20 protein-coding genes are annotated in these 17,820 nt (G+C 64.5%); 9 read left to right on the top strand and 11 right to left on the bottom strand.

All coding sequences use genetic code 11. The features are described from left to right. Window positions 1-1,075 (top strand): glycosyltransferase (locus GXB81_RS10420; RefSeq protein WP_205989069.1); only part of this gene is annotated, 1,075 nt, incomplete at its 5' end. 138 nt (window positions 1,076-1,213) lie between these two features. Here the strand turns inward: GXB81_RS10420 and GXB81_RS10415 are convergent. Both GXB81_RS10415 and hpnA read right to left on the bottom strand, forming a co-directional pair. After that, the gene (locus GXB81_RS10415; protein ID WP_205989068.1) at window positions 1,214-1,783 is read right to left on the bottom strand and encodes a hypothetical protein; all 570 of its coding nucleotides are present in this window, start codon (window positions 1,781-1,783) and stop codon (window positions 1,214-1,216) included. Between the two features lie 120 nt (window positions 1,784-1,903). Further along, window positions 1,904-2,914, bottom strand: a complete 1,011-nt coding sequence (gene hpnA, locus GXB81_RS10410; protein ID WP_205989067.1) for a hopanoid-associated sugar epimerase — start codon at window positions 2,912-2,914, stop codon at window positions 1,904-1,906. 138 nt (window positions 2,915-3,052) lie between these two features. On the opposite strand from hpnA, the gene GXB81_RS10405 reads away from it, so the two are divergent. Beyond that, window positions 3,053-3,346, top strand: a complete 294-nt coding sequence (locus GXB81_RS10405; protein ID WP_205989066.1) for an acylphosphatase — start codon at window positions 3,053-3,055, stop codon at window positions 3,344-3,346. Between the two features lie 62 nt (window positions 3,347-3,408). Here GXB81_RS10405 and egtD read toward each other — a convergent pair whose 3' ends face one another. Then, entirely contained in the window at window positions 3,409-4,413 is a 1,005-nt protein-coding gene (egtD, locus tag GXB81_RS10400; RefSeq protein WP_167038870.1) for an L-histidine N(alpha)-methyltransferase, read from the bottom strand. Window positions 4,414-4,999: 586 nt separating this feature from the next. Between egtD and rarD the strand changes: the two genes are divergently transcribed. Then, complete coding sequence (rarD, locus tag GXB81_RS10395) at window positions 5,000-5,902, top strand: EamA family transporter RarD (protein WP_167282494.1); 903 nt, start codon at window positions 5,000-5,002, stop codon at window positions 5,900-5,902. Between the two features lie 39 nt (window positions 5,903-5,941). On the opposite strand, the gene GXB81_RS10390 is transcribed toward rarD, so the two are convergent. Continuing rightward, window positions 5,942-6,481: an Mpo1-like protein gene (locus GXB81_RS10390; RefSeq protein ID WP_167038866.1), complete on the bottom strand. Its 540-nt coding sequence runs from the start codon at window positions 6,479-6,481 to the stop codon at window positions 5,942-5,944. A 101-nt stretch (window positions 6,482-6,582) separates the two neighbouring features. Between GXB81_RS10390 and GXB81_RS10385 the strand changes: the two genes are divergently transcribed. After that, on the top strand, window positions 6,583-7,296 hold the full coding sequence (locus GXB81_RS10385; RefSeq protein ID WP_167038864.1) for a Crp/Fnr family transcriptional regulator: 714 nt from the start codon (window positions 6,583-6,585) through the stop codon (window positions 7,294-7,296). Window positions 7,297-7,423: 127 nt separating this feature from the next. On the opposite strand, the gene GXB81_RS10380 is transcribed toward GXB81_RS10385, so the two are convergent. The 6 genes from GXB81_RS10380 to GXB81_RS10355 form a co-directional block, all read right to left on the bottom strand. Beyond that, window positions 7,424-7,810: a hypothetical protein gene (locus GXB81_RS10380; RefSeq protein ID WP_205989065.1), complete on the bottom strand. Its 387-nt coding sequence runs from the start codon at window positions 7,808-7,810 to the stop codon at window positions 7,424-7,426. A gap of 481 nt (window positions 7,811-8,291) precedes the next feature. Further along, window positions 8,292-8,552 carry a hypothetical protein gene (locus GXB81_RS10375; protein WP_167038860.1) on the bottom strand — a complete coding sequence of 87 codons (261 nt, stop codon included), beginning with the start codon at window positions 8,550-8,552 and terminating at the stop codon, window positions 8,292-8,294. After that, a complete protein-coding gene (locus tag GXB81_RS10370) occupies window positions 8,545-9,294 on the bottom strand; it encodes a DNA/RNA non-specific endonuclease (RefSeq protein ID WP_205989064.1) in 750 nt (249 codons plus the stop codon). The genes GXB81_RS10375 and GXB81_RS10370 overlap by 8 nt, the downstream gene beginning before the upstream one ends. A gap of 448 nt (window positions 9,295-9,742) precedes the next feature. Then, the gene (locus tag GXB81_RS10365; RefSeq protein ID WP_167038856.1) at window positions 9,743-10,105 is read right to left on the bottom strand and encodes a DUF3564 domain-containing protein; all 363 of its coding nucleotides are present in this window, start codon (window positions 10,103-10,105) and stop codon (window positions 9,743-9,745) included. Window positions 10,106-10,324: 219 nt separating this feature from the next. After that, window positions 10,325-12,037 (bottom strand): acid phosphatase, encoded by a 1,713-nt coding sequence (locus tag GXB81_RS10360; RefSeq protein ID WP_205989063.1) that lies wholly within the window; start codon window positions 12,035-12,037, stop codon window positions 10,325-10,327. 106 nt (window positions 12,038-12,143) lie between these two features. Further along, window positions 12,144-12,449 (bottom strand): hypothetical protein, encoded by a 306-nt coding sequence (locus GXB81_RS10355; protein ID WP_205989062.1) that lies wholly within the window; start codon window positions 12,447-12,449, stop codon window positions 12,144-12,146. A 222-nt stretch (window positions 12,450-12,671) separates the two neighbouring features. Between GXB81_RS10355 and GXB81_RS10350 the strand changes: the two genes are divergently transcribed. Beyond that, window positions 12,672-13,643 (top strand): IclR family transcriptional regulator, encoded by a 972-nt coding sequence (locus tag GXB81_RS10350; RefSeq protein ID WP_205989061.1) that lies wholly within the window; start codon window positions 12,672-12,674, stop codon window positions 13,641-13,643. A gap of 107 nt (window positions 13,644-13,750) precedes the next feature. Here GXB81_RS10350 and GXB81_RS10345 read toward each other — a convergent pair whose 3' ends face one another. Then, entirely contained in the window at window positions 13,751-14,824 is a 1,074-nt protein-coding gene (locus GXB81_RS10345; RefSeq protein ID WP_167282486.1) for a porin, read from the bottom strand. Between the two features lie 445 nt (window positions 14,825-15,269). Here GXB81_RS10345 and GXB81_RS10340 point away from each other — a divergent pair, with 445 nt between their 5' ends. Genes GXB81_RS10340 through GXB81_RS10325 form a run of 4 tightly spaced genes read left to right on the top strand, consistent with a single transcriptional unit; the run spans window position 15,270 to window position 17,797 of the window. After that, on the top strand, window positions 15,270-15,584 hold the full coding sequence (locus tag GXB81_RS10340) for a non-heme iron oxygenase ferredoxin subunit (protein WP_167038845.1): 315 nt from the start codon (window positions 15,270-15,272) through the stop codon (window positions 15,582-15,584). A gap of 1 nt (window position 15,585) precedes the next feature. Further along, window positions 15,586-15,897, top strand: coding sequence for a recombinase-like helix-turn-helix domain-containing protein (locus GXB81_RS10335; protein WP_167038843.1), 312 nt, complete (start codon window positions 15,586-15,588; stop codon window positions 15,895-15,897). A gap of 48 nt (window positions 15,898-15,945) precedes the next feature. Then, on the top strand, window positions 15,946-17,037 hold the full coding sequence (locus tag GXB81_RS10330; RefSeq protein WP_167038842.1) for an aromatic ring-hydroxylating dioxygenase subunit alpha: 1,092 nt from the start codon (window positions 15,946-15,948) through the stop codon (window positions 17,035-17,037). Continuing rightward, the gene (locus GXB81_RS10325) at window positions 17,030-17,797 is read left to right on the top strand and encodes an SDR family oxidoreductase (RefSeq protein WP_167038840.1); all 768 of its coding nucleotides are present in this window, start codon (window positions 17,030-17,032) and stop codon (window positions 17,795-17,797) included. The genes GXB81_RS10330 and GXB81_RS10325 overlap by 8 nt, the downstream gene beginning before the upstream one ends. The last annotated feature ends 23 nt before the right edge of the window (window positions 17,798-17,820 follow it).

Genomic DNA, 17,820 nt, shown 5'->3' with positions numbered 1-17,820 from the left:
AGCGGCGCTTTTCCGATCTCGCGACGCATGGCCGGCGGTCGCGGCCGTGGTGCCGGCGCGCAATGAGGTCGACGTGATCGCCGAGGCGGTGACGTCGCTGCTCAAGCACGACTATCGCGGCGCGTTTCACGTGATCGTCGTCGACGATCACAGCACCGACGGCACCGCCGACGCCGCGCGGGCCGCCGCGCTCGCCCTGCAATGCCCGGAGCGCCTCACGGTGCTGGGCGCGAAGCCGCTGCCGCCGGGCTGGTCCGGCAAGGTGTGGGCGCAATCGCAGGGCATCGAGGCGGTGCGCGCGCTCGGCCTGCCGGCTGACTACCTGCTGCTGACCGACGCCGACATCGGCCATCCCACCGATGCGCTCGTGCAGCTCGTTGCGCGTGCCGACGCGGAAAAGCGCGACCTCGTCTCGCTGATGGTGCGGCTGCGCTGCGATTCGTTCTGGGAAAAAGCGCTGATTCCGGCTTTCGTGTTTTTCTTCGCGAAGCTCTATCCGTTCGCGTGGGTCAACAATCCGCGCAACCGTACCGCGGCGGCCGCCGGCGGCTGCATGCTGGTGCGCCGCGCGGCGCTCGAGGAAGCGGGCGGCATCGAGTCGATCCGCGCCGAATTGATCGACGATTGCAGCCTCGCCGCGCGCATCAAGCATCGCGGCACGGGGCGTCATCCGATCCGGCTCGACGTGGCCGCGAAGAGCGTGTCGCTGCGTCCGTACGATAGCTGGCGCGAGATCTGGAACATGATTGCGCGCACGGCCTTCACGCAATTGCGCTATTCGCCGCTGCTGCTCGCGGGCACGCTCGCCGGCATGGCGATCATCTATCTGCTGCCGCCGGTCGCCGCGCTCGTGCTCGGGCCGCTCGGCTGGCCCGCATGGCTCGCGTGGGCAGCGATGTGCTGCGCGTATGCGCCGATGCTCGCCTACTATCGCCGCTCGCCGTTGTGGGCGCCGTTTCTGCCGCTGGTGGCGCTGTTCTATGTCGGCGCGACGTTCGCGTCGGCGGTGCGCTACTGGCGCGGCAAGGGCGGGCAGTGGAAGGCGCGCGTGCAGGCGCCCGTGCAGGAGCGTTGAAGGCCGGCGATTGACGGTGCCTGACGGTGGTTTGCTTCGGGAGATGCGCGCAGGCATAAAAAAAGCGGCTTCATCAAGCCGCTTTTTTTGCGCTCGGCGTTTCGCTTGCCTCACGCGCTTTTCGTCAGGTACTGCGCGTCATGCGTTCGTGAGCATCATGTACATCTGGATCACCACGTCCGGCGAGAACGTGAACGGCACCCAGCCGTGGCCGGTATGGCGCATCACGAGCAGGCGGTCGCCGTTCGACTGCTTCTGCACCGCCATGACCGGATTTTTCGTCGACACGAACTGCCAGCCCGGCGGAATGCCCTGCGGCTGTTCGGGTGTCATCGAGGCGCGCGCATTCGACAGTTCCTCGATCAGCCGGCCGATCTGGTCCGGACGCAGTGCGACCGTCTGATTGCCGATCGTCATCGTGATTTCGTCGCGCGCGGGGCGGTTGATTGCAAGCGTCGGCTGGAATTGCGGGGCGGCCGCATCCGCCGGAGTGCCCGCGGGCGGGGCGGCGGGTTCAGCGGCTTCGTTGGCGGGCGCGCCGGCCACAGCGTCCGGCGCCGTCTCGGTCGCCTCTGCATTTGCTGCCGCTTGCGATGCCGCGGTCTGCGCGGGTGTCTCGGGAGTGTTGTCGGCCTGCCTGGCCACGACAGCCTGAATGAGCTGATCGACGCCCACTTCCAGCACGCCGAGCTGTTCGTGAAGATTCATGCGAGGTTTCTCTGATAAGACCCGCGATTTTACCTGCTGCGCGCGGGCTTGGACCCGTCGCGGGTGCGGGACTTGTAACAAAATGCTTACGCCCGCGCGCAAGCGGGACTCAGCCCTTCATCAGCCCTTCAGATACCCCGCCTGCCGGAACCATTCGAGCGCATCGGCAAGACCCTCGCGATACGGCCGCGCGCGATAGCCGAGCTCGCGCTCCGCCTTCGCCGAGCTGAAATACATCTTGTTCTTCGACATTTTCAGCCCGTCGACGGTCACGAACGGTTCGCGCTTCGTGAATTTGGCGACCGCTTCCGCGCCCATCGCGAGCGGATACAGCGGCCAGCGCGGCAGGCTCAGCGTCGGCGCCTTGCGGCCGGTCAGCGCGGCGATGTCGGCGAGCATCTGCTGCAGCGGCAGGTTCTCGCCGCCGAGAATGTAGCGCTCGCCGATCTTGCCGCGTTCGAGCGCGAGGAAGTGGCCGGCCGCGACGTCGTCGACGTGCACGAGGTTCAGGCCCGTATCGACGAACGCCGGAATCTTGCCGAGCGCCGCTTCCAGGATGATGCGGCCGGTCGGCGTCGGCTTCACGTCGCGCGGGCCGATCGGCGTGGACGGATTGACGATCACGGCGGGCAGGCCGTCCTCGGCGATCATGCGCTCGACCGCGCGCTCGGCGAGCACCTTGCTGCGCTTGTACACGCCGATTGCCTGCGCGGCCGTGAGCGGCGAGGTTTCGTCGGCGGACTGGCCCGAACTCGTCACCTTCAGCGTTGCGACGCTGCTCGTGTAGACGATGCGCTCGACGCCTTCCTTGAGCGCCGCGCGCATCGTCGCTTCGGTGCCTTCGAGATTCGCGCGCTCGATCTCGCCCGGGTCCGGCGCCCACAGCCGGTAATCGGCGGCCACGTGCAGCAGATAGCGCACGCCGCGCAGCGCGTTGCGCATCGACGTTTCGTCGCGCATGTCGCCGACCACGATTTCCGCATCGAGCGATTCGACGTTCTGGCGCGGACTCGTCGCGCGCACCAGCACGCGCACGCGAAAGCCCTTGCTTTGCGCGGTACGCGCCACCGACGAGCCGACGAAGCCGGACGCACCGGTCACAAGCACGAGATCGCGATTCTGTTCGGTCATTCTGTTTCCGTTTCCTGCATGAAGGTCGACGGATTGTACGTGGCGCGTGAGCGGGATGGGCGTTCTCGGGCACGCGCGCCGCGAGGCGACTAGAATGCCGGCTTGAAAGACTGCGATGCATTAAAAGGAGAGAGCGGCATGGCCCCGGATCTGGATGAGCGGATCGAAACGTATTACGTGCGGGTGCGCGGCACCGTGCAGGGCGTCGGTTTTCGCCACGCGACGGTGCGCCAGGCGCACGCGTTTGGCATCAAGGGATGGGTCGCGAATCTCGACGACGGCTCCGTCGAAGCGATGTTGCAGGGATCGGCCAATCAGATCGACCGCATGCTGTCGTGGCTGCGTCACGGACCGCCGGCGGCGCGCGTGAGCGAAGTGAGCGGCGAGGAACGCACGACGGACAAACGCTACGAGCGCTTCGAGCAGCATTGAGCGCCACGTAAAAAAACGGCGCGCCATCCAGCGGCCGGCGCGCCGTTTTCGTCATCCTGCCTTTATGTATGCGTGAGTGAGGCAGGGCGTGCCACCAGCAGACTCTCCGCGAATCCCCACTCCTGCTCGACCCACTGATGACTGCACACGAAGCCGGCGCCGTCGGCGATCGCGGGCAGTTCTTCCGCGCGATATTTGTGGCTGCTCTCGGTCCAGATCGTTTCGCCAGCCTTCAGCGACACCGTCAATTGCGCGGCGCGCACGTGCGCGGTGAGATCGCGCTTCGCACGCAGATGCATCTCGATGCTGCGCGCGTCCGGGTTGAAGCGCGCGACGTGCTCGAACGCATCGAGCGGGAAGTCGCCGTCGAGCTCGCGATTGATGCGCGCGAGCAGATTCAGATTGAACGAGGCCGTTACGCCGACCGCATCGTCGTAGGCGGCGATCAGCTTCGGCGTCGGCTTGATGAGGTCGGTGCCGAGCAGCAAGGCGTCGCCGGGCGCGAGCATATTGCGGATATCGCGCAGAAAACGCGTGGCCGCGAGTCTGCCGAAATTACCGATCGTGCTGCCGAGAAACAGCACGAGTAAGCGCTCGCCGTCCTTGCGCTGCTTGCTCACTTCGGCAAGACCGGCCAGATAGTCGCGCTCGTAGCCGACGATCGAAATCCGCTCGATGTCGCCGAGTTCGCGCCGGCATAACTGCAACGCGCTGCGCGAAATTTCAATCGGGCAGTAAGAAGTAGGGCGTTTTTTACACAGCGCTTCGAGGATGCGCCGCGTTTTGCGGCCGCTGCCGCTGCCGAGTTCGGCGACGGTCACGTCGTGCGGCAAATGCTCGACGATCTCGGCTGCGTGCTTCGTGAGCAGCCGTTCCTCGGCGCGTGTCACGCCGTATTCGGGCAATACGGTAATCACTTCAAAAAGCGCGGAGCCCACTTCGTCGTACAGATACTTCGACGGCAGTTCTTTTTGCGGCGCGTGGGTGAGTCCGGCGCGCACGTCGGCGGCGAAGGCGGCGCGCAGGTCGGAGGGCGAGTGGCTGAGCGATAGGGCTGGCTGGGTCATGCTGGCTCCAGTAGTCACATTCGTTGAGCGGGATTGCTGGCCGGGGTGGCATGCGCGCTGAAACGCGGTTGACGCATGCCGCGGGCGAGAAGCGCGGGCGCGGTCCGCGCGGCGGTCTGCGGACGGTGCCCGCGACAGCATGCGGGGCTGCATGGGCCGGCCCGGCTCGTGAGTGCTGCTCGTGCGGTCGCGAACGACGTGCAAAGCTTCGTAGCAAGATTCGCGCTCGAGCCGGGATTGAACCGGAATCGTACGCGAGTTGAGCGGCGCTTGCCGCGCAACCGGGTGCGTCCGTGGCGGCGCATGAAGTTATGTTCTAGTGCATCGACACGCGATGCGCACGGACAAATTGCAGCTCGTTGGCGAAAAAGCGCCGACCCCGCTGGCCGATAACCCGTCTAGAATGCCGGCTTGTGCCGTCGATCCAGAACAAAAACGCAGCGTCTGCCGCATGAAACGCGGGGCTGCCTGCTTGCGAGACTTCAGTTCCAATGACAACAACGAATGCCGCGCGTCCCCACACCGCGCCGCCAGCCCACACGCCCTCAGCCGTAGCGCTGGCGCGCGACGTCCGCCGGACCGCGCGATGAACCCCAACCACCAGGACGTCAGGCGCGGGATTGCGCTCTCGGTCGGCGCGTCCGCGTTGTTCGCCTTACTGTCTGCTTACGCGACGCTGCTTGCGCCGCTCACCGGGCTCGACATTTTCGCGTGGCGCATCATATGGACCGCGCCGGGCGCGTTGCTGCTCGTCGCGGTGCGCAAGCGTCTGCCGATTCTGCGCCAGCTTCTTTGCCGCATGATGACCGAGCCGAAGCTCGGCGCCGTGATGATCGTGAGCGCGGCCTTGCTCGGCGTGCAGCAGTGGCTATTTCTATGGGCGCCGCTGCATGGACGGATGCTCGAAGTCTCGCTCGGCTATTTTCTGCTGCCGCTCGTGATGGTGCTGGTCGGCCGTTTTTATTATCACGAACGGCTCGATGCATTGCAGTGGCTCGCCGTCGCGTGCGCGGCCGTGGGCGTCGGCCACGAACTATGGGCGACAGGCGCGTTTTCATGGCCGACGCTGATCGTCGCGCTCGGTTATCCGCCGTACTTCGTGCTGCGTCGCAGGATCAACCAGGATTCGCTCGCGATGTTTACCGTCGAGGTGGCGTTGCTGGTGCCGGTCGCTATCGCGTTCGTCATCAGCGGCGGCTCGCTGCAGGCGGTTGCCGGCCGCGCGGCGATGTGGGGGCTGCTGCTGCCGGGCCTCGGCGCGCTGAGCACGCTGGCGCTTGCCTCGTATCTGAAGGCGAGCCGTCTTTTGCCGCTTGCGCTGTTCGGCATTCTTGGCTACGTCGAGCCCGTGCTGCTCGTGTTCGTGTCGATTACGCTGCTGCGCGAAACGCTCACTTCGACGCAACTGGCGACGTATGTGCCGATCTGGTTTTCGGTCGCGTTGGCCGCGCTGCATAGCGTGAGACTGATCCGCTTCGCGCCGGACTGATCGGCGAGTCGCGCCCTATACGGCCGGTGCGATGAGCGCTCAGCGATGCGCTTCGGCGCGCCCGGCCGCGCCGCGCGTCGGACCGGCCTGCGCGTCGATCGCCGCGCGCAACTCGGGACGCCAGCCGAAGCCGAACAGCGCTTCGGCGAGCACGAAGAGCGGTCCGATCAGCAGGCCGATTACGTCGTCGACGAAGGCGGGTTTGCGGTGTTCGTACGCGACGTGGCCGACGAACTGGAACACCCAGCCGATCACGAACAGACCGATGCCGGCGGCGAGCCACACCAGTGTCGATTGCGCGGCGAGCCACGCGCCGAACGCGACGCACAGCGCCGACACGCAGGCCATCATCACGCCGAGCGGCACGTCGAGCGCGAGGTAGTAGACAGTGGCCGCGACGAACAACAGCCAGGCCGGCGACAACGTGACCGGGAACATGCCGGCGCCGAAAGCGGGGCGGCTCAGCAGCACGGCGAGCGCGAGCACGATCAGCGGAATGCCGACGAAGTGCGTGGCGATATTGCGCCGGTCGCGATGATAGGCCGCGTATTGCGTGAGCTGCTGCGTCAGCGTTCTCATGAGTGCCGCTCCTGTGTCAAAGTCAGCATAATCGCGGGCAGCGGAATTTGAAACCATCGGGTAGCCGACAATCGGCGACAATCGCGCACGGATGCTGTCCCATGACTGAGCGTTTTTCATCGAACGAGCTTGCCGAGCTGCTTGAGCGTAGCGCATGGTTTCGCGCGGCGCCCGCTGATATGCGGCGGCAGTTGATCGAGGCGGGGCGTATCGAATGCCTCGCTGCCGGTCAACGGCTCTTTACGCGCGGCGATGCCGACGACGGGCTCTACTGCGTGCTCGACGGCCTCGTGAGAATCGGCGCGGCGAGTTCGACGGGCAAGGAAGCGTTGCTCGCGGTGATCGAACCGGTGAACTGGTTCGGCGAGATCGCGCTGTTCGACGCCCGGCCGCGCACGCACGACGCCTATGCCGAGCGCGACTCCGAACTGCTACATGTGCCGCGCGCGGCGCTCGCCGCGTTGCTCGAGCGCACGCCGGCTTACTGGCATGTGTTCGGACTGCTGCTCACGCACAAGCTGCGTCTCGCATTCGAGGCGATCGAAGAGGCGGCGCTGCTGCCTGCCGCGCCGCGCGTGGCGCGCCGTCTGTTGCTGATGGCGGGCGGTTACGGCGAAGCCCACGCGTTGCGCCGCGTGCTCCGGGTCCCGCAGGAAGACCTCGCGATGATGCTCGCGTTGTCGCGTCAGACGATCAATCAGGTGCTCAAGCACTTCGAGACGCAAGGCGCGTTGAAGCTCGGCTATGCGGAGATCGAGATCGTCGATGCGGACAAGCTGCGCGCATTGGCGAACGAAGCGGGTGCGGCTTCGTAGCCGGCGCGGCTCGCATGAAAAAAGGCGAGTCATGCGACTCGCCCTCCCTGAACGGCACAGCCCGCTTCGATCAGCTTCTATTGCAACGACATTGGCGTGGCCGGTAAGCGCCGGAACCGATCACGTGTTATTGCGTTTTTGCCGTGCCGGTTTGTGCGCCGTCGGCTTTGGCCGCGGCATTGGTGGTCTCTTTCGCGCTCTCCGTTTTAGTCTTGGCGGCGCTCGTTTCCACGGCGTTCTTCTTGCTCGACTTGTGGGCCTTCTTCGTATGGGTGGCGGTCTTTTTCACATGCGACTTCGAGGTGGCCTGCGCGGGCGCTTTCGTCGCGGTTGCGTTTTCGCCGGTGGCGCCGGTTTGCACGGCGGTGCTCGCCTTCAGATTCGCCTGAGCGGCGGGCTGCGTTTGCGTGGCTTGCGCGGGTTGTGCCGATGGCGTCGTCGACGGTGCGGCCGTTTGAGCAAAGGCGGTCGACACGAGCAGGGCGGAAGCGAGAGCGGCGAAAAGCGTCTTCATGATGTGACTCCTTGGTTGAACCGGTGGATTCTTGTGTCGCGGCTGAATCATTTCAGCGCTGCCGGTTTAACGTAGGGCCGAATACCGTAGTTGACGCTGCCGTGGTGACAAAACGTAACGGGTGCATCGTCGCTGATACAAGTCGGAATGCCGGTTTTAGCGGGTGGTGCCAGGAAGAGCGAGAAGAGAGAAGCGCAACGGAAAAGAGCGCAAAAGAAAAGGCGGAAGAAAAGTTCTCCCGCCTTTTGACGATGCTTTGCATTCAGCGCGATATGTGCATCAGTTACATGGTTACCGATTTCGGAGCAAATTCGTAGTTAACTCCGTGCCATACGAAAGTGCGGAATCCAATCACGAGGCACGCCAGGAATACGATCAGTGCGATTACAAAAAGAATTCTGGTTGCGCGTCCCATGTCAATTCCTTCTTTAATTCCGTCCCGTTCGCAGCGTATTCTAAAGCGTGGTGAACACCGCCGGCATCATTGAAACGGATTTTGCACCACACCCGGTTTCGCATCCGGCTCGTCCTTCACTTTCGCCGGCAAGCTTGCCTCCGCCTGCAGATTTGCGACGATCGCATCGACCGCTTCCTTCAGCGCGAGCGCCGCCTTCAGCCCGCGCTGATCGCGCGTCAATTCCAGCGTGCCGTTCAGCACGACGCGCGTGGTGCCGTTGCTCAGCGTGAGCGCGTCGCCCTGAATGTTGAGCACGTCGTCATCGTTCGAATAGGGTTTAAACACCTTTCAGTCCTCCTGGCCGCTGGTCCTTGAGGTTCTCCGGAATGCCCGGAAAACGGATGCCCGATACCGCTTCGAGTTCGTGAATCGTCCGGATGTCGTAACGGTTGGTCGAGACATTATCGACCACGACCGCGAACGCCATCCGTCGCGACGGCACATAGACGACCTTGTATAACTGTGTCGGTACGAAGACGCGCGTGGGTCCGATCGTCCGCAACTGCTGACCGGAGAAGATCGGACCGGTGACGACGTAGGTGTCGCCGTAGGACAGCGCGATCTTGCGTACCGAGGTTTCGATGCGCGACCACAATCGTTGGTTGTTCTGACGGTCTTGCGGCACGACGTTGGCAAGCGAGAACGATTGCGCCATCGCCTGCTCGTTCCAGCGATTGCCGGCCGGGCTCATATGGCCGCGATCGAAACCGCTGCGCTTATAGTCGGCGAGCGTCGCGCCTTCGCCGTCGGGCAAACGCGCGTCTTCGAAGAACTTGTTCGTGCGGACCATCTCTTTGGCCGCTTCGATATGATCGCGCGTCAGATGCTCGGCGGACCACAGCGGACCGTGCGTGATACCCGAATGCAGCACCGCGAAATCGCTATAGCAGAGCAGGCGCGTTTTCGGCGCCATCTTCTGATTGGCGAGAACGGGCCATTGCGCATTCGGCGTGAGCTGGGTGCAGGAAGGCGCCGCGCTCGCGTGAGCGGCGACGGCGAATAACAGACTGGCAAGCCACTTCTTCATGTGTCGGGGGATCGGATCGATGGACGGGGGGCGCAAGTATAGCGTCGCGGCTCGCATCGAGCGACCTCGAAAGACCCATCGAACTCAGGGAAATGGAGCGGGCGGAAGCGGAAGAACATCGGGCTGCGAATGAACGGTACTTTGGCTTCGGTACCGAATTCGCTGCTGCATCGCGGCGCGCAGAACGCAGCGCAAAAACATGGGGCAGAACGCAGCAGAAAAGCGCAGCGGAAAAACGCAGTGCAAAAAAAATGGGCCGCTTTGCAGCGACCCGAATGCGTGGACTTCCGACTCTACGTACACAAGCTTAAGACCATCTTAAGTGCTGCAACGCCACGTGCAGCCGTGTGTGTTTGCGTACGCGCAGATTGGTGCCTGCGAACAGGCGTTCGCGTATGAGCCGGAAGTTTCGACCGGAAAGCGCGCGACAGATAAATCGCGCTAGAACTTAATTACCGAATACGCTGTGTTCCGCGCGGACCTTTTGACGGTCCACCGCCTGCAGGCGCCAGAATCCGCTGGTTGCTTGATGCGTGCGTAACGTGGTCCATGCGGCGGCGCCTTGTGCCGCGCTCACGCGTTCCTTGCGATCGACGTGCAGGCCGCGCAATGTACAGAGCGGCGCATCGGCACTCGGCGCGCAGAGCGTGGTTACGCCGTCTTCGTCGTCGTGTAGCTCGCCCCATGGGGGCAGGTCGATCCCTTGATGCGCTTCTCTCGACCACCGGTGTTCGTCGGTGTCGAGCCAGAGCACAGCATAGTCGTGGCTTACGGTGGGATCGGAACCGTTGATCAGGATGGTCAGTCGCATGTCAGTTCCGTGCAAAGTGCAGTTTGCGAAGTGCTTTATCAGTCTAGGTGGCGCCGCGCGTTATGCAAGGCAAAAGACATGACCTGAATCAAAGACGAAAGTAAAGTGCGCGCACGACGTGTGTGGCGTCGTGCGCGCACATCAACAGCGCAAGAAACGAGCAGAAATACACTCGATAAAACGTGCTCGATCGCGCCTCGAAAACGTTCCGACACTCGCTCAGGCGAGATCGAGCGAAGCCGTCAGATCGCCGAGCGGCGCGAGACCGTTGCTCGCAAACGCTTTGTCGCGCGCAACCACGCCGTCGAGCGGCGCGAGTCCGTGCACGCGGGTGATGAAGCGCAGGATCGAGTTCGTGTCGTACACGGTGTGATCGACGTAGCCTTTCTTCGCGAGCGGCGAGATCACCAGCGCGGGAACGCGCGAACCCGGACCCCAGCGGTCGCCGACCGGCGGCGCGACGTGGTCCCACCAGCCGCCGTTTTCGTCGACGGTGACGATCACGACCGTGTTCTGCCATTGCGGGCCGCGCTGGATGTGCTCGATCAGCGTCGCGATATGGCGGTCGCCCGATTCGACGTCCGCGTAACCCGCGTGCATGTTCAGGTCGCCTTGCGGCTTGTAGAACGTGACGGTGGGCAAGCGGCCCGCATCGATATCGGCGATCAGGCGATTGGTCGACGCATCGTTGCCGAGGCCGCCGTCGCGCAGATAGCGGCGCCGTGCCTCGGTGCCCGGCGCGTAATTGGCGAAGTAGTTGAACGGCTGATGGTGGTACTGGAAGTCGGGCACCGCACCCGTGTCGCGATGATCGAGCGCGTATTGCCACGCGCCGCTATACCACGCCCAGTCGACACCCCTGGCCGTCAGGCGATCGCCGATCGTCGCGTAGTGCTGCGGCGGCATCACGCGCGGGTCCGACGGGTCCGCGAAAGCCGAGTCGCCGCCTTCGGCCGGACGCACGCTGCTCGGCTGATACGGCGGCGCCATCGTGTTGACGCCGTAGCCGTCGGGCGTGAACGCGCCGTCGTTGACGAATTTCGGCGGACCGTCGAGCGCCGAGGCGGGCGAGTTCGCCGCGAGTTTCAGGCGCGTGCCGGCCGGGTCGTCGCCGTCCAGGACCGACACCATTTTCTTCGCCGGGCTGTTGTGGATGTCGGGGTAGTACGGCGCCTGCGCCGAGATCAGGAAGATGTGGTTCAGCCACGAGCCGCCGAAAGCGGCCATGAAGAAGTTGTCGCACAGCGTGTATTGCTGCGCGAGATTCCACAGACGCAGCGTGTCGGCAGAGCTGCGGTAGTGCCCCATCACGAGGCCGCCCGAGTCGCCCCACGCGGCGAACTGGTTGTTGCGTCCCGCGTTGATCTGCATCTGGTTCTGATAGAAGCGATGGATCAGGTCGCGCGTGATGACGCCGTTCGGCAGCGGCTTGCCGTGCGCGTCGACAATCTGGAACGGCCGGTTGTGCAGAGGCTCGAGGTCCTTTTCGCCGATCATGTAGCGCTTGCCGCCCACTTCCTGCGCCTGCGGCACGAGCCCGCCCCAGATCGCCGGCAGGCGCGGCAGCGGCGTCTTGCCGTCGCGGTCGAGCTGCACGTAGCGTTCGGCGCCGACCGCATCGAGCGGATGCTGCACGCCCGGGTAATGGCCGTACAGGTTCGCGAAGCTGCGATTCTCGGCGTAGATCACCACGATGTTCTTCACCTGATCGTGCAGCGCGGCATCGAGCCGCAGATCGGCGGCGCTGCGCGGCGGCCCGTTGCCGGCAAGACCCTCGCCGGTCTTGCAGCCGGCCAGCGCGAGGCCGATGCCGACCGCCGCGAGACCGGTGAGGACGCGCCGGCGTTCGGGATCGTCGGGGGTGTCGGCGGCGTTGTCGATGCCGTTGGCGTTGTCGAGATGCGGCGGCTGGTGTGGATCGTGGTCGGTCATCGGTAAGTTCCGGTTGGACGTGACGCTTGCATCCGCGACGCACGAGGCGGCGCGCGCGACACCGGTTGCGAGTGCGCGGAGGCCGGCTGGCCTCGCGGTTTACCGCTTATGGCAGCCGACGCTTCACACGCCAGCTGCTGTGCGTCGCGTCGACGGCAAATAGTAGCCAGTGGCGCGCGGCCACGGGATGACGTTTTTGTGTCGCATAGCCGTCGACGGTCAATTCGAGTTCGTCATGCGCGCGCCGGTGGCAGGTGGCATGCGCGCCCGAGCCGTCCGCGAATTCGACGACCGCCTCGGCGCGGCTGGCCGCCTCAGTCGCGGCCGCGGGTTCGGGCAGATGCGCGATGCGCACCGCGCAGCCCGGATAAAGATGCGAGTCGGCAACCTGAATCTGCACGGCATCGGACATGGCATGCTCTCCCTACGCATGGGCGGTGCGAGAGCGCGGCAGTGCAGCATGCCGCGCAATGGACCGGCACAAAGAATAGCACCGCATCGGTGCGCCACGATGCGCCCGACGCGTGCGCGTCGCGCGCCGCGCACGCCGAACCGGCCGCATGGCCGGGCGCCGCATGCTTCGCGCTATGATGACGATCTATACACAGTGAATCGCAGAGAAATGGCAGCCAAGATGGCAAAAGAAGACCAGACAGGCGTGGGACGCAAACCGCTGAAGTCGCGCGCGGCGGCGGTTTCGACTGCACACAGCGAAGCGGCGCAGCCGCTCACGGAGAGCGTCGACGCAACCGGCGCCGCCGACGACGAAAACACCGGCGGCTCGACCTATCTCGTGCCGGGCCTCGAACGCGGCCTGCGCATCCTGGCCGAATTCAGCGCGCGCGAGCCGGTGCTTGGCGCGCCCGAGTTGTCGAAGCGGATCGGCATTCCGCGCACCACCACGTTTCGCCTGCTGCAGACGCTCGAAGCGCTTGGCTTTCTCGAACGCGCCAACGGCGACCGCTATTTCCGCCTGAGCGTCGCGGTGCTGCGGCTCGGCTTCGAGTACCTCAGTTCGCTCGAACTGACCGACATCGGCACGCCGATCCTCGAACGCCTGCGCGACACGACTGGCCTCAGCACGCATCTGCTGATCCGCGATCAGCGCGACGTCGTGTTCGTGGCGAAGGCGCAGACGCACGAGCCGATGTTCAGTTCGGTGAAGGTACACGTCGGCACGCGCCTGCCCGCGCATGCGACCGTGCATGGCCAGGTGCTGATGGGCGATCTGAGTTTCGAGGAATTGCGCCAGCTTTATCCGGAACCGCAGCTTCAGCGCTTCACCGAGCGCACGCCCGCGACGGTCGAAGAACTGTACGGGCGGGTGCGCGAGAGCGCGGCGCTCGGCTATGCGGTGAGCGAGGCGTCGTTCGAGCGGGGCATTTCCGTGGTGAGCGCGCCGGTGCGCGATCAGAGCGGCAAGATTGCCGCCGCGCTGACGATCACGATTCCGCGCTCCGACATCGGTGAAGTCGCCGAGCGCGAACCGCTCGTCATTGCCGTGTGCCAGGCGGCGCTCGATCTGTCCGAGCGTCTCAGCTACCGTCCGCGCCCGGACGATCCGACCGCGATGCAGGCGCGGCGCCGGCGCGTCGCGGCTCATTGACCGCACGCCGACCGTACGCGCTTATTTCAGCGCTTGCTTCAGATCCTCCGGCGAGTCCCGCTGCCCTGCGCAGCCGGACTCGCCGTTTCACATCGTCGGGCAGGTAATCAGAACGAGTGGTGGATGCCGCTCAGGACGATCGCCTGATTGCGGCCGCTCGACACGCCCGCGGTGAAGAACGCCGCATCGGTATTCGAACCCGCGCGCTGATACAGCGCGTTGACGTAGACCTGCGTCGACTTCGACAGCGCATAGATGTCGCCGATCATGAACTGCGTCCAGCGATGGCCGGCGAGCGTCGTGGTCGCGGCGCCGCCGGCGATCGTGTTGTACGGCGTGATCATCCAGTTCGCGCCGCCGTCGTAGCTCTGGTAGGTGTCCGAATGGCCGGCGCTTTCGAGCTTCACGCGCGTGTACAGGCCGTGCACGAGTACCTTGCCGAACTGGTACGACAGACCCGCGCCCATGTTCTGCAGCTTGTCGGCCATATAGGTCGCGGCCGGCTGGCCCTGGAAGCTCGTGATGCCGGTCGTGACGATCGACGGCGTGCGGTTGTTTTCGTCGGAGTAGCTCGCGCCTGCCTTGAAGCCGCCGTTCGCATACGTTGCCGCGAAGCCGTATTCGCGGCCGGTCGCGAAGTTGGTCTGGTTGCCGAGGCCCATCATCGCGCCGACCGTGAAGCCGCCGAATGTCGCCGAGCGGAATTTCACCGAGTTGTCGTAAGGCACGATGGCGGTGTTGGCGAGCGCGTCGATGTTGCCCGGGTGGAACGCATACCAGCTCGCGCCCAGATAGGCGGTGCTGAACGTGCCGAGCACGTCGAAGCTGAACGGCGTCTGATGGCCGAAGGTCAGCGTGCCGATCGAGTCGGACGAGAGGCCCACGAACGCCTGGCGATTGAACAGCGTGCCCGCTTTCGCCATCGCGCCGGTGTTCGTATAGAAGCCGTTTTCGAGCTGGAACACCGCCTTCAGGCCGTTACCGAGGTCTTCGACACCCTTCAGGCCCCAACGATCGGGCTGCGTGTTGCCCTGTTCCATCATCCACTTCGAGCTGCCGCCCACGTTGCTGATGTAGGCGACGCCGGCGTCGAGGCTGCCGTATAGCGTCACGCTGCTCTGCGCCCATGCGCAAGGGGTCATGCAAGCTGCCGTCAAGCCGGCCGCAATGATTTGCTTCACCGTTGGTTCTCCTGGTCCCTGATCCCGCGGCGCGGACTCTCGCCGGATGCGCCGTCGCTGACCTGTACTTGGGGTTGTCGATGCCGTTCTGATTTCTTTGCCAGAACCTCGTGGGTCTTACGTTCCATATATGGACAAACGTATCGCCTATGGAAAGTATAGTGAAGCCTCGAACGAGTAAATTAAATTTTGAGATCGGTATAAACCCGCACGCGGGGCGGCGCGTCCCTCTGCGGATTGCGCTCCGGCCATATCCATCAAAGGCCCGCGTGGTATGCGGTTGCGCGCGGCATGCGGCGCCTCGATGTATCGCCGATGCGACAGTCAGTGTTTTCCCCTAAGGAGCGATTTTTTTATTTTCTCCGCGCGGGACGACTCCTATAATTGACCATACACGAACTGATGTTCCTTATATGGAACGCAGAGGCTCAGGAGAAGGCGAGAAATGACTGAACAATGGCGCTGCGCCGGACATGCCGGCGAACTGTCCGAAGACTCCCCGCTCGAGTTCAAGCTCGACGACACGGAAATCGGCATCTACAAGGTGGGCGACGAAATCTACGCGATGGAAAACGTCTGCCCGCACGCGTACGCGTTGCTGACGCAAGGCTTTGTCGACGGCGACACCGTCGAATGTCCGCTGCACGAAGCCGTGTTCCATATCCCGACCGGCAAGTGTCTGAAAGAGCCGGGCGGCCGTGACCTGAAGATGTACGCCGTACGTCTCGCAGGTGAAGAAATCCAGATCAAGGTGGAATGACATGCGAGAGGTAGCCGTGAATTTCAATCCCTTCCTGAAGCCGTGGCTGGCGCCGCAACCGAACAACGTCGCGGGTAAAGGCCTGATCGAAAAGCCGGGCGAGAGCAGCAACATGATCTGGCAGAACCGCAAGGCCGAGCCGACCCAGTACGAAAACGACTTCGGCGATGCGCTCGAACGTGTTTTCGAAGCCGGTGCGACGGAATTGCAGGAAGTCGCCGATGGCCTGAACCGCGACGGTTTCCGCACCGCCGAAGGCACTCAGTGGAACGCCGAGCGCCTCGCCGCCGAATTCCGCCTGCTCGCCGACTAGGCGCGCTCTCCCGAACACGTTTCATCGCATCCGTACTGGAGTCTCTTCATGACGTCCCCCACTACAACCGAAGGCACGGCTGATCCGATCAAGTCGTACCTCGACCAAGGTCTCCGCAATTACTGGTATCCGGTCGCCCCGAGCTGGCAGGTCGGCAACGCGCCGATCGGCGTGACCCGTCTCGGCGACCAGATCGTGCTGTGGCGCGATCAGGAAGGCAAAGTCCACGCGCTCGAAGACCGCTGCCCGCACCGTGGCGCGCGTCTGTCGCTCGGCTGGAATCTCGGCGGCAGCGTCGCATGCTGGTATCACGGCATCCAGGTGGACGGCAGCGGCACGGTCGTCAACGTGCCGGCGGTCGCGAGCTGCCCGCTCGAAGGCCAGAAGTGCGTGAAGTCGTATCCGGTCGAAGAACACGCCGGTGCGATCTTCCTGTGGTTCGGCGACGAAGCGCACAAGGAACCCGTGCCGCTCGTGCTGCCGGAAGAACTGGTCGGCGAGGAATACGCCAGCTTCCTGTGCATGTCGAACTGGAAGTGCAATTACCAGTACGCGATCGACAACGTGATGGACCCGATGCACGGCGCCTATCTGCACGCGACCTCGCACTCGATGGCCGAAGGCGACAAGCAGGCCGACATGCGCGTGCGCAAGACCGAAACCGGTCTGATGTTCGAAAAGATCGGCCAGCGCGACGTCAACTTCGACTGGGTCGAACTCGGCGAAACCGGCGCCCTGTGGATGCGCCTCGCGATTCCCTACAAGAAGAAGTTCGGCCCGGGCGGCAGCTTCGGCATCATCGGCTTCGCGGTGCCGGTCGAGGGCGACAACTGCCAGGTCTACTTCTGGCGTACCCGCAAGGTGCAGGGCTGGCAGCGAGACGCATGGCGCTTCCTGTATCGCAACCGTCTCGAAGGTCTGCACTGGGACGTGCTCGAACAGGACCGCTACGTTCTCGAAAGCCTCGCGCCGAACGCGCGCGATCACGAGTTCCTGTATCAGCACGACGTCGGCATGACGCGCGTGCGCCGCATGCTGCGCCAACGCGCGCAACAGCACGTCACCGACCTCGACGCCTATCGCGCGGCAGCGGCCGCTGCCGCGCCGGCCACCACCGAAGCCGGTCACAGCCATGCATAACGACGCACTCGCAGCGCTCAAGGGCCGGCGCGTTCTCGTCACGGGCGGCGCGCGCGGTCTCGGCGCGGCGTTCGTCCGCGCGCTCGTGGAAGCCGGTGCCCAGGTCGTGTTCGGCGACGTGCTGCACGACGCGGGCCGTGCGCTCGCGGCATCGCTGAAGGAACAGGGCCACGCGGCGACCTACCTGCCGCTCGACCTTGCCGATCCGGCCAGCGTCAAGCAGTTCGCCGAGCAGGGCGCGGCGCAGTTCGGCGGCCTCGACGCGCTGATCAACAACGCGGCAATCACCAATTCCGGCGGCAAGTTCGCGGACGAGCTGACGGTCGATACGTGGGACGCCGTGATGAACGTCAACGTGCGCGGCACCTGGCTCATGAGCACCGCCGCGCTGCCGTATCTGCGCGACTCGGGCCGTGGCGCCGTCGTCAACATCGCCTCGGACACGGCGATGTGGGGCGCGCCGAAGCTGCTCGCGTACGTCGCGAGCAAGGGCGCCGTGATCTCGATGACGCGCTCGCTTGCGCGCGAATTCGGCGCGCACGGCGTGACCGTCAACGCGATCGCGCCGGGCCTGACCGAAGTCGAGGCGACCGCCTACGTGCCGGCGGAGCGCCATCAGTATTACCTGCAAGGCCGCGCGCTCACGCGCGCACAAGTGCCCGACGACGTAACCGGGCCGGTGTTGTTCCTGTTGTCCGATGCCGCCCGCTTTGTGACCGGCCAATTGCTGCCGGTCAACGGCGGCTTCGTGATGAATTGATCTTGTCGAATCGAAAGGAGAAA

The organism is Paraburkholderia sp. Ac-20336 (assembly GCF_017105025.1).
GTDB lineage: Bacteria > Pseudomonadota > Gammaproteobacteria > Burkholderiales > Burkholderiaceae > Paraburkholderia.
The sequence above is the reverse complement of the archived record's forward strand: the minus strand, read 5'-3'. Positions and strand labels throughout refer to the sequence as shown.

Coding starts and splice junctions, on each gene's coding strand:
- GXB81_RS10390 (WP_167038866.1), bottom strand. CDS start 6,481: ATGAGAACGCTGACGCAGCAGCTCACGCAATACGCGGCCTATCATCGC.
- GXB81_RS10370 (WP_205989064.1), bottom strand. CDS start 9,294: ATGAAGAAGTGGCTTGCCAGTCTGTTATTCGCCGTCGCCGCTCACGCG.
- GXB81_RS10405 (WP_205989066.1), top strand. CDS start 3,053: ATGGCCCCGGATCTGGATGAGCGGATCGAAACGTATTACGTGCGGGTG.
- GXB81_RS10365 (WP_167038856.1), bottom strand. CDS start 10,105: ATGCGACTGACCATCCTGATCAACGGTTCCGATCCCACCGTAAGCCAC.
- GXB81_RS10355 (WP_205989062.1), bottom strand. CDS start 12,449: ATGTCCGATGCCGTGCAGATTCAGGTTGCCGACTCGCATCTTTATCCG.
- GXB81_RS10380 (WP_205989065.1), bottom strand. CDS start 7,810: ATGAAGACGCTTTTCGCCGCTCTCGCTTCCGCCCTGCTCGTGTCGACC.
- GXB81_RS10340 (WP_167038845.1), top strand. CDS start 15,270: ATGACTGAACAATGGCGCTGCGCCGGACATGCCGGCGAACTGTCCGAA.
- GXB81_RS10330 (WP_167038842.1), top strand. CDS start 15,946: ATGACGTCCCCCACTACAACCGAAGGCACGGCTGATCCGATCAAGTCG.
- rarD (WP_167282494.1), top strand. CDS start 5,000: ATGAACCCCAACCACCAGGACGTCAGGCGCGGGATTGCGCTCTCGGTC.
- GXB81_RS10360 (WP_205989063.1), bottom strand. CDS start 12,037: ATGACCGACCACGATCCACACCAGCCGCCGCATCTCGACAACGCCAAC.
- GXB81_RS10350 (WP_205989061.1), top strand. CDS start 12,672: ATGGCAAAAGAAGACCAGACAGGCGTGGGACGCAAACCGCTGAAGTCG.
- hpnA (WP_205989067.1), bottom strand. CDS start 2,914: ATGACCGAACAGAATCGCGATCTCGTGCTTGTGACCGGTGCGTCCGGC.
- GXB81_RS10385 (WP_167038864.1), top strand. CDS start 6,583: ATGACTGAGCGTTTTTCATCGAACGAGCTTGCCGAGCTGCTTGAGCGT.
- GXB81_RS10335 (WP_167038843.1), top strand. CDS start 15,586: ATGCGAGAGGTAGCCGTGAATTTCAATCCCTTCCTGAAGCCGTGGCTG.
- egtD (WP_167038870.1), bottom strand. CDS start 4,413: ATGACCCAGCCAGCCCTATCGCTCAGCCACTCGCCCTCCGACCTGCGC.
- GXB81_RS10415 (WP_205989068.1), bottom strand. CDS start 1,783: ATGAATCTTCACGAACAGCTCGGCGTGCTGGAAGTGGGCGTCGATCAG.
- GXB81_RS10325 (WP_167038840.1), top strand. CDS start 17,030: ATGCATAACGACGCACTCGCAGCGCTCAAGGGCCGGCGCGTTCTCGTC.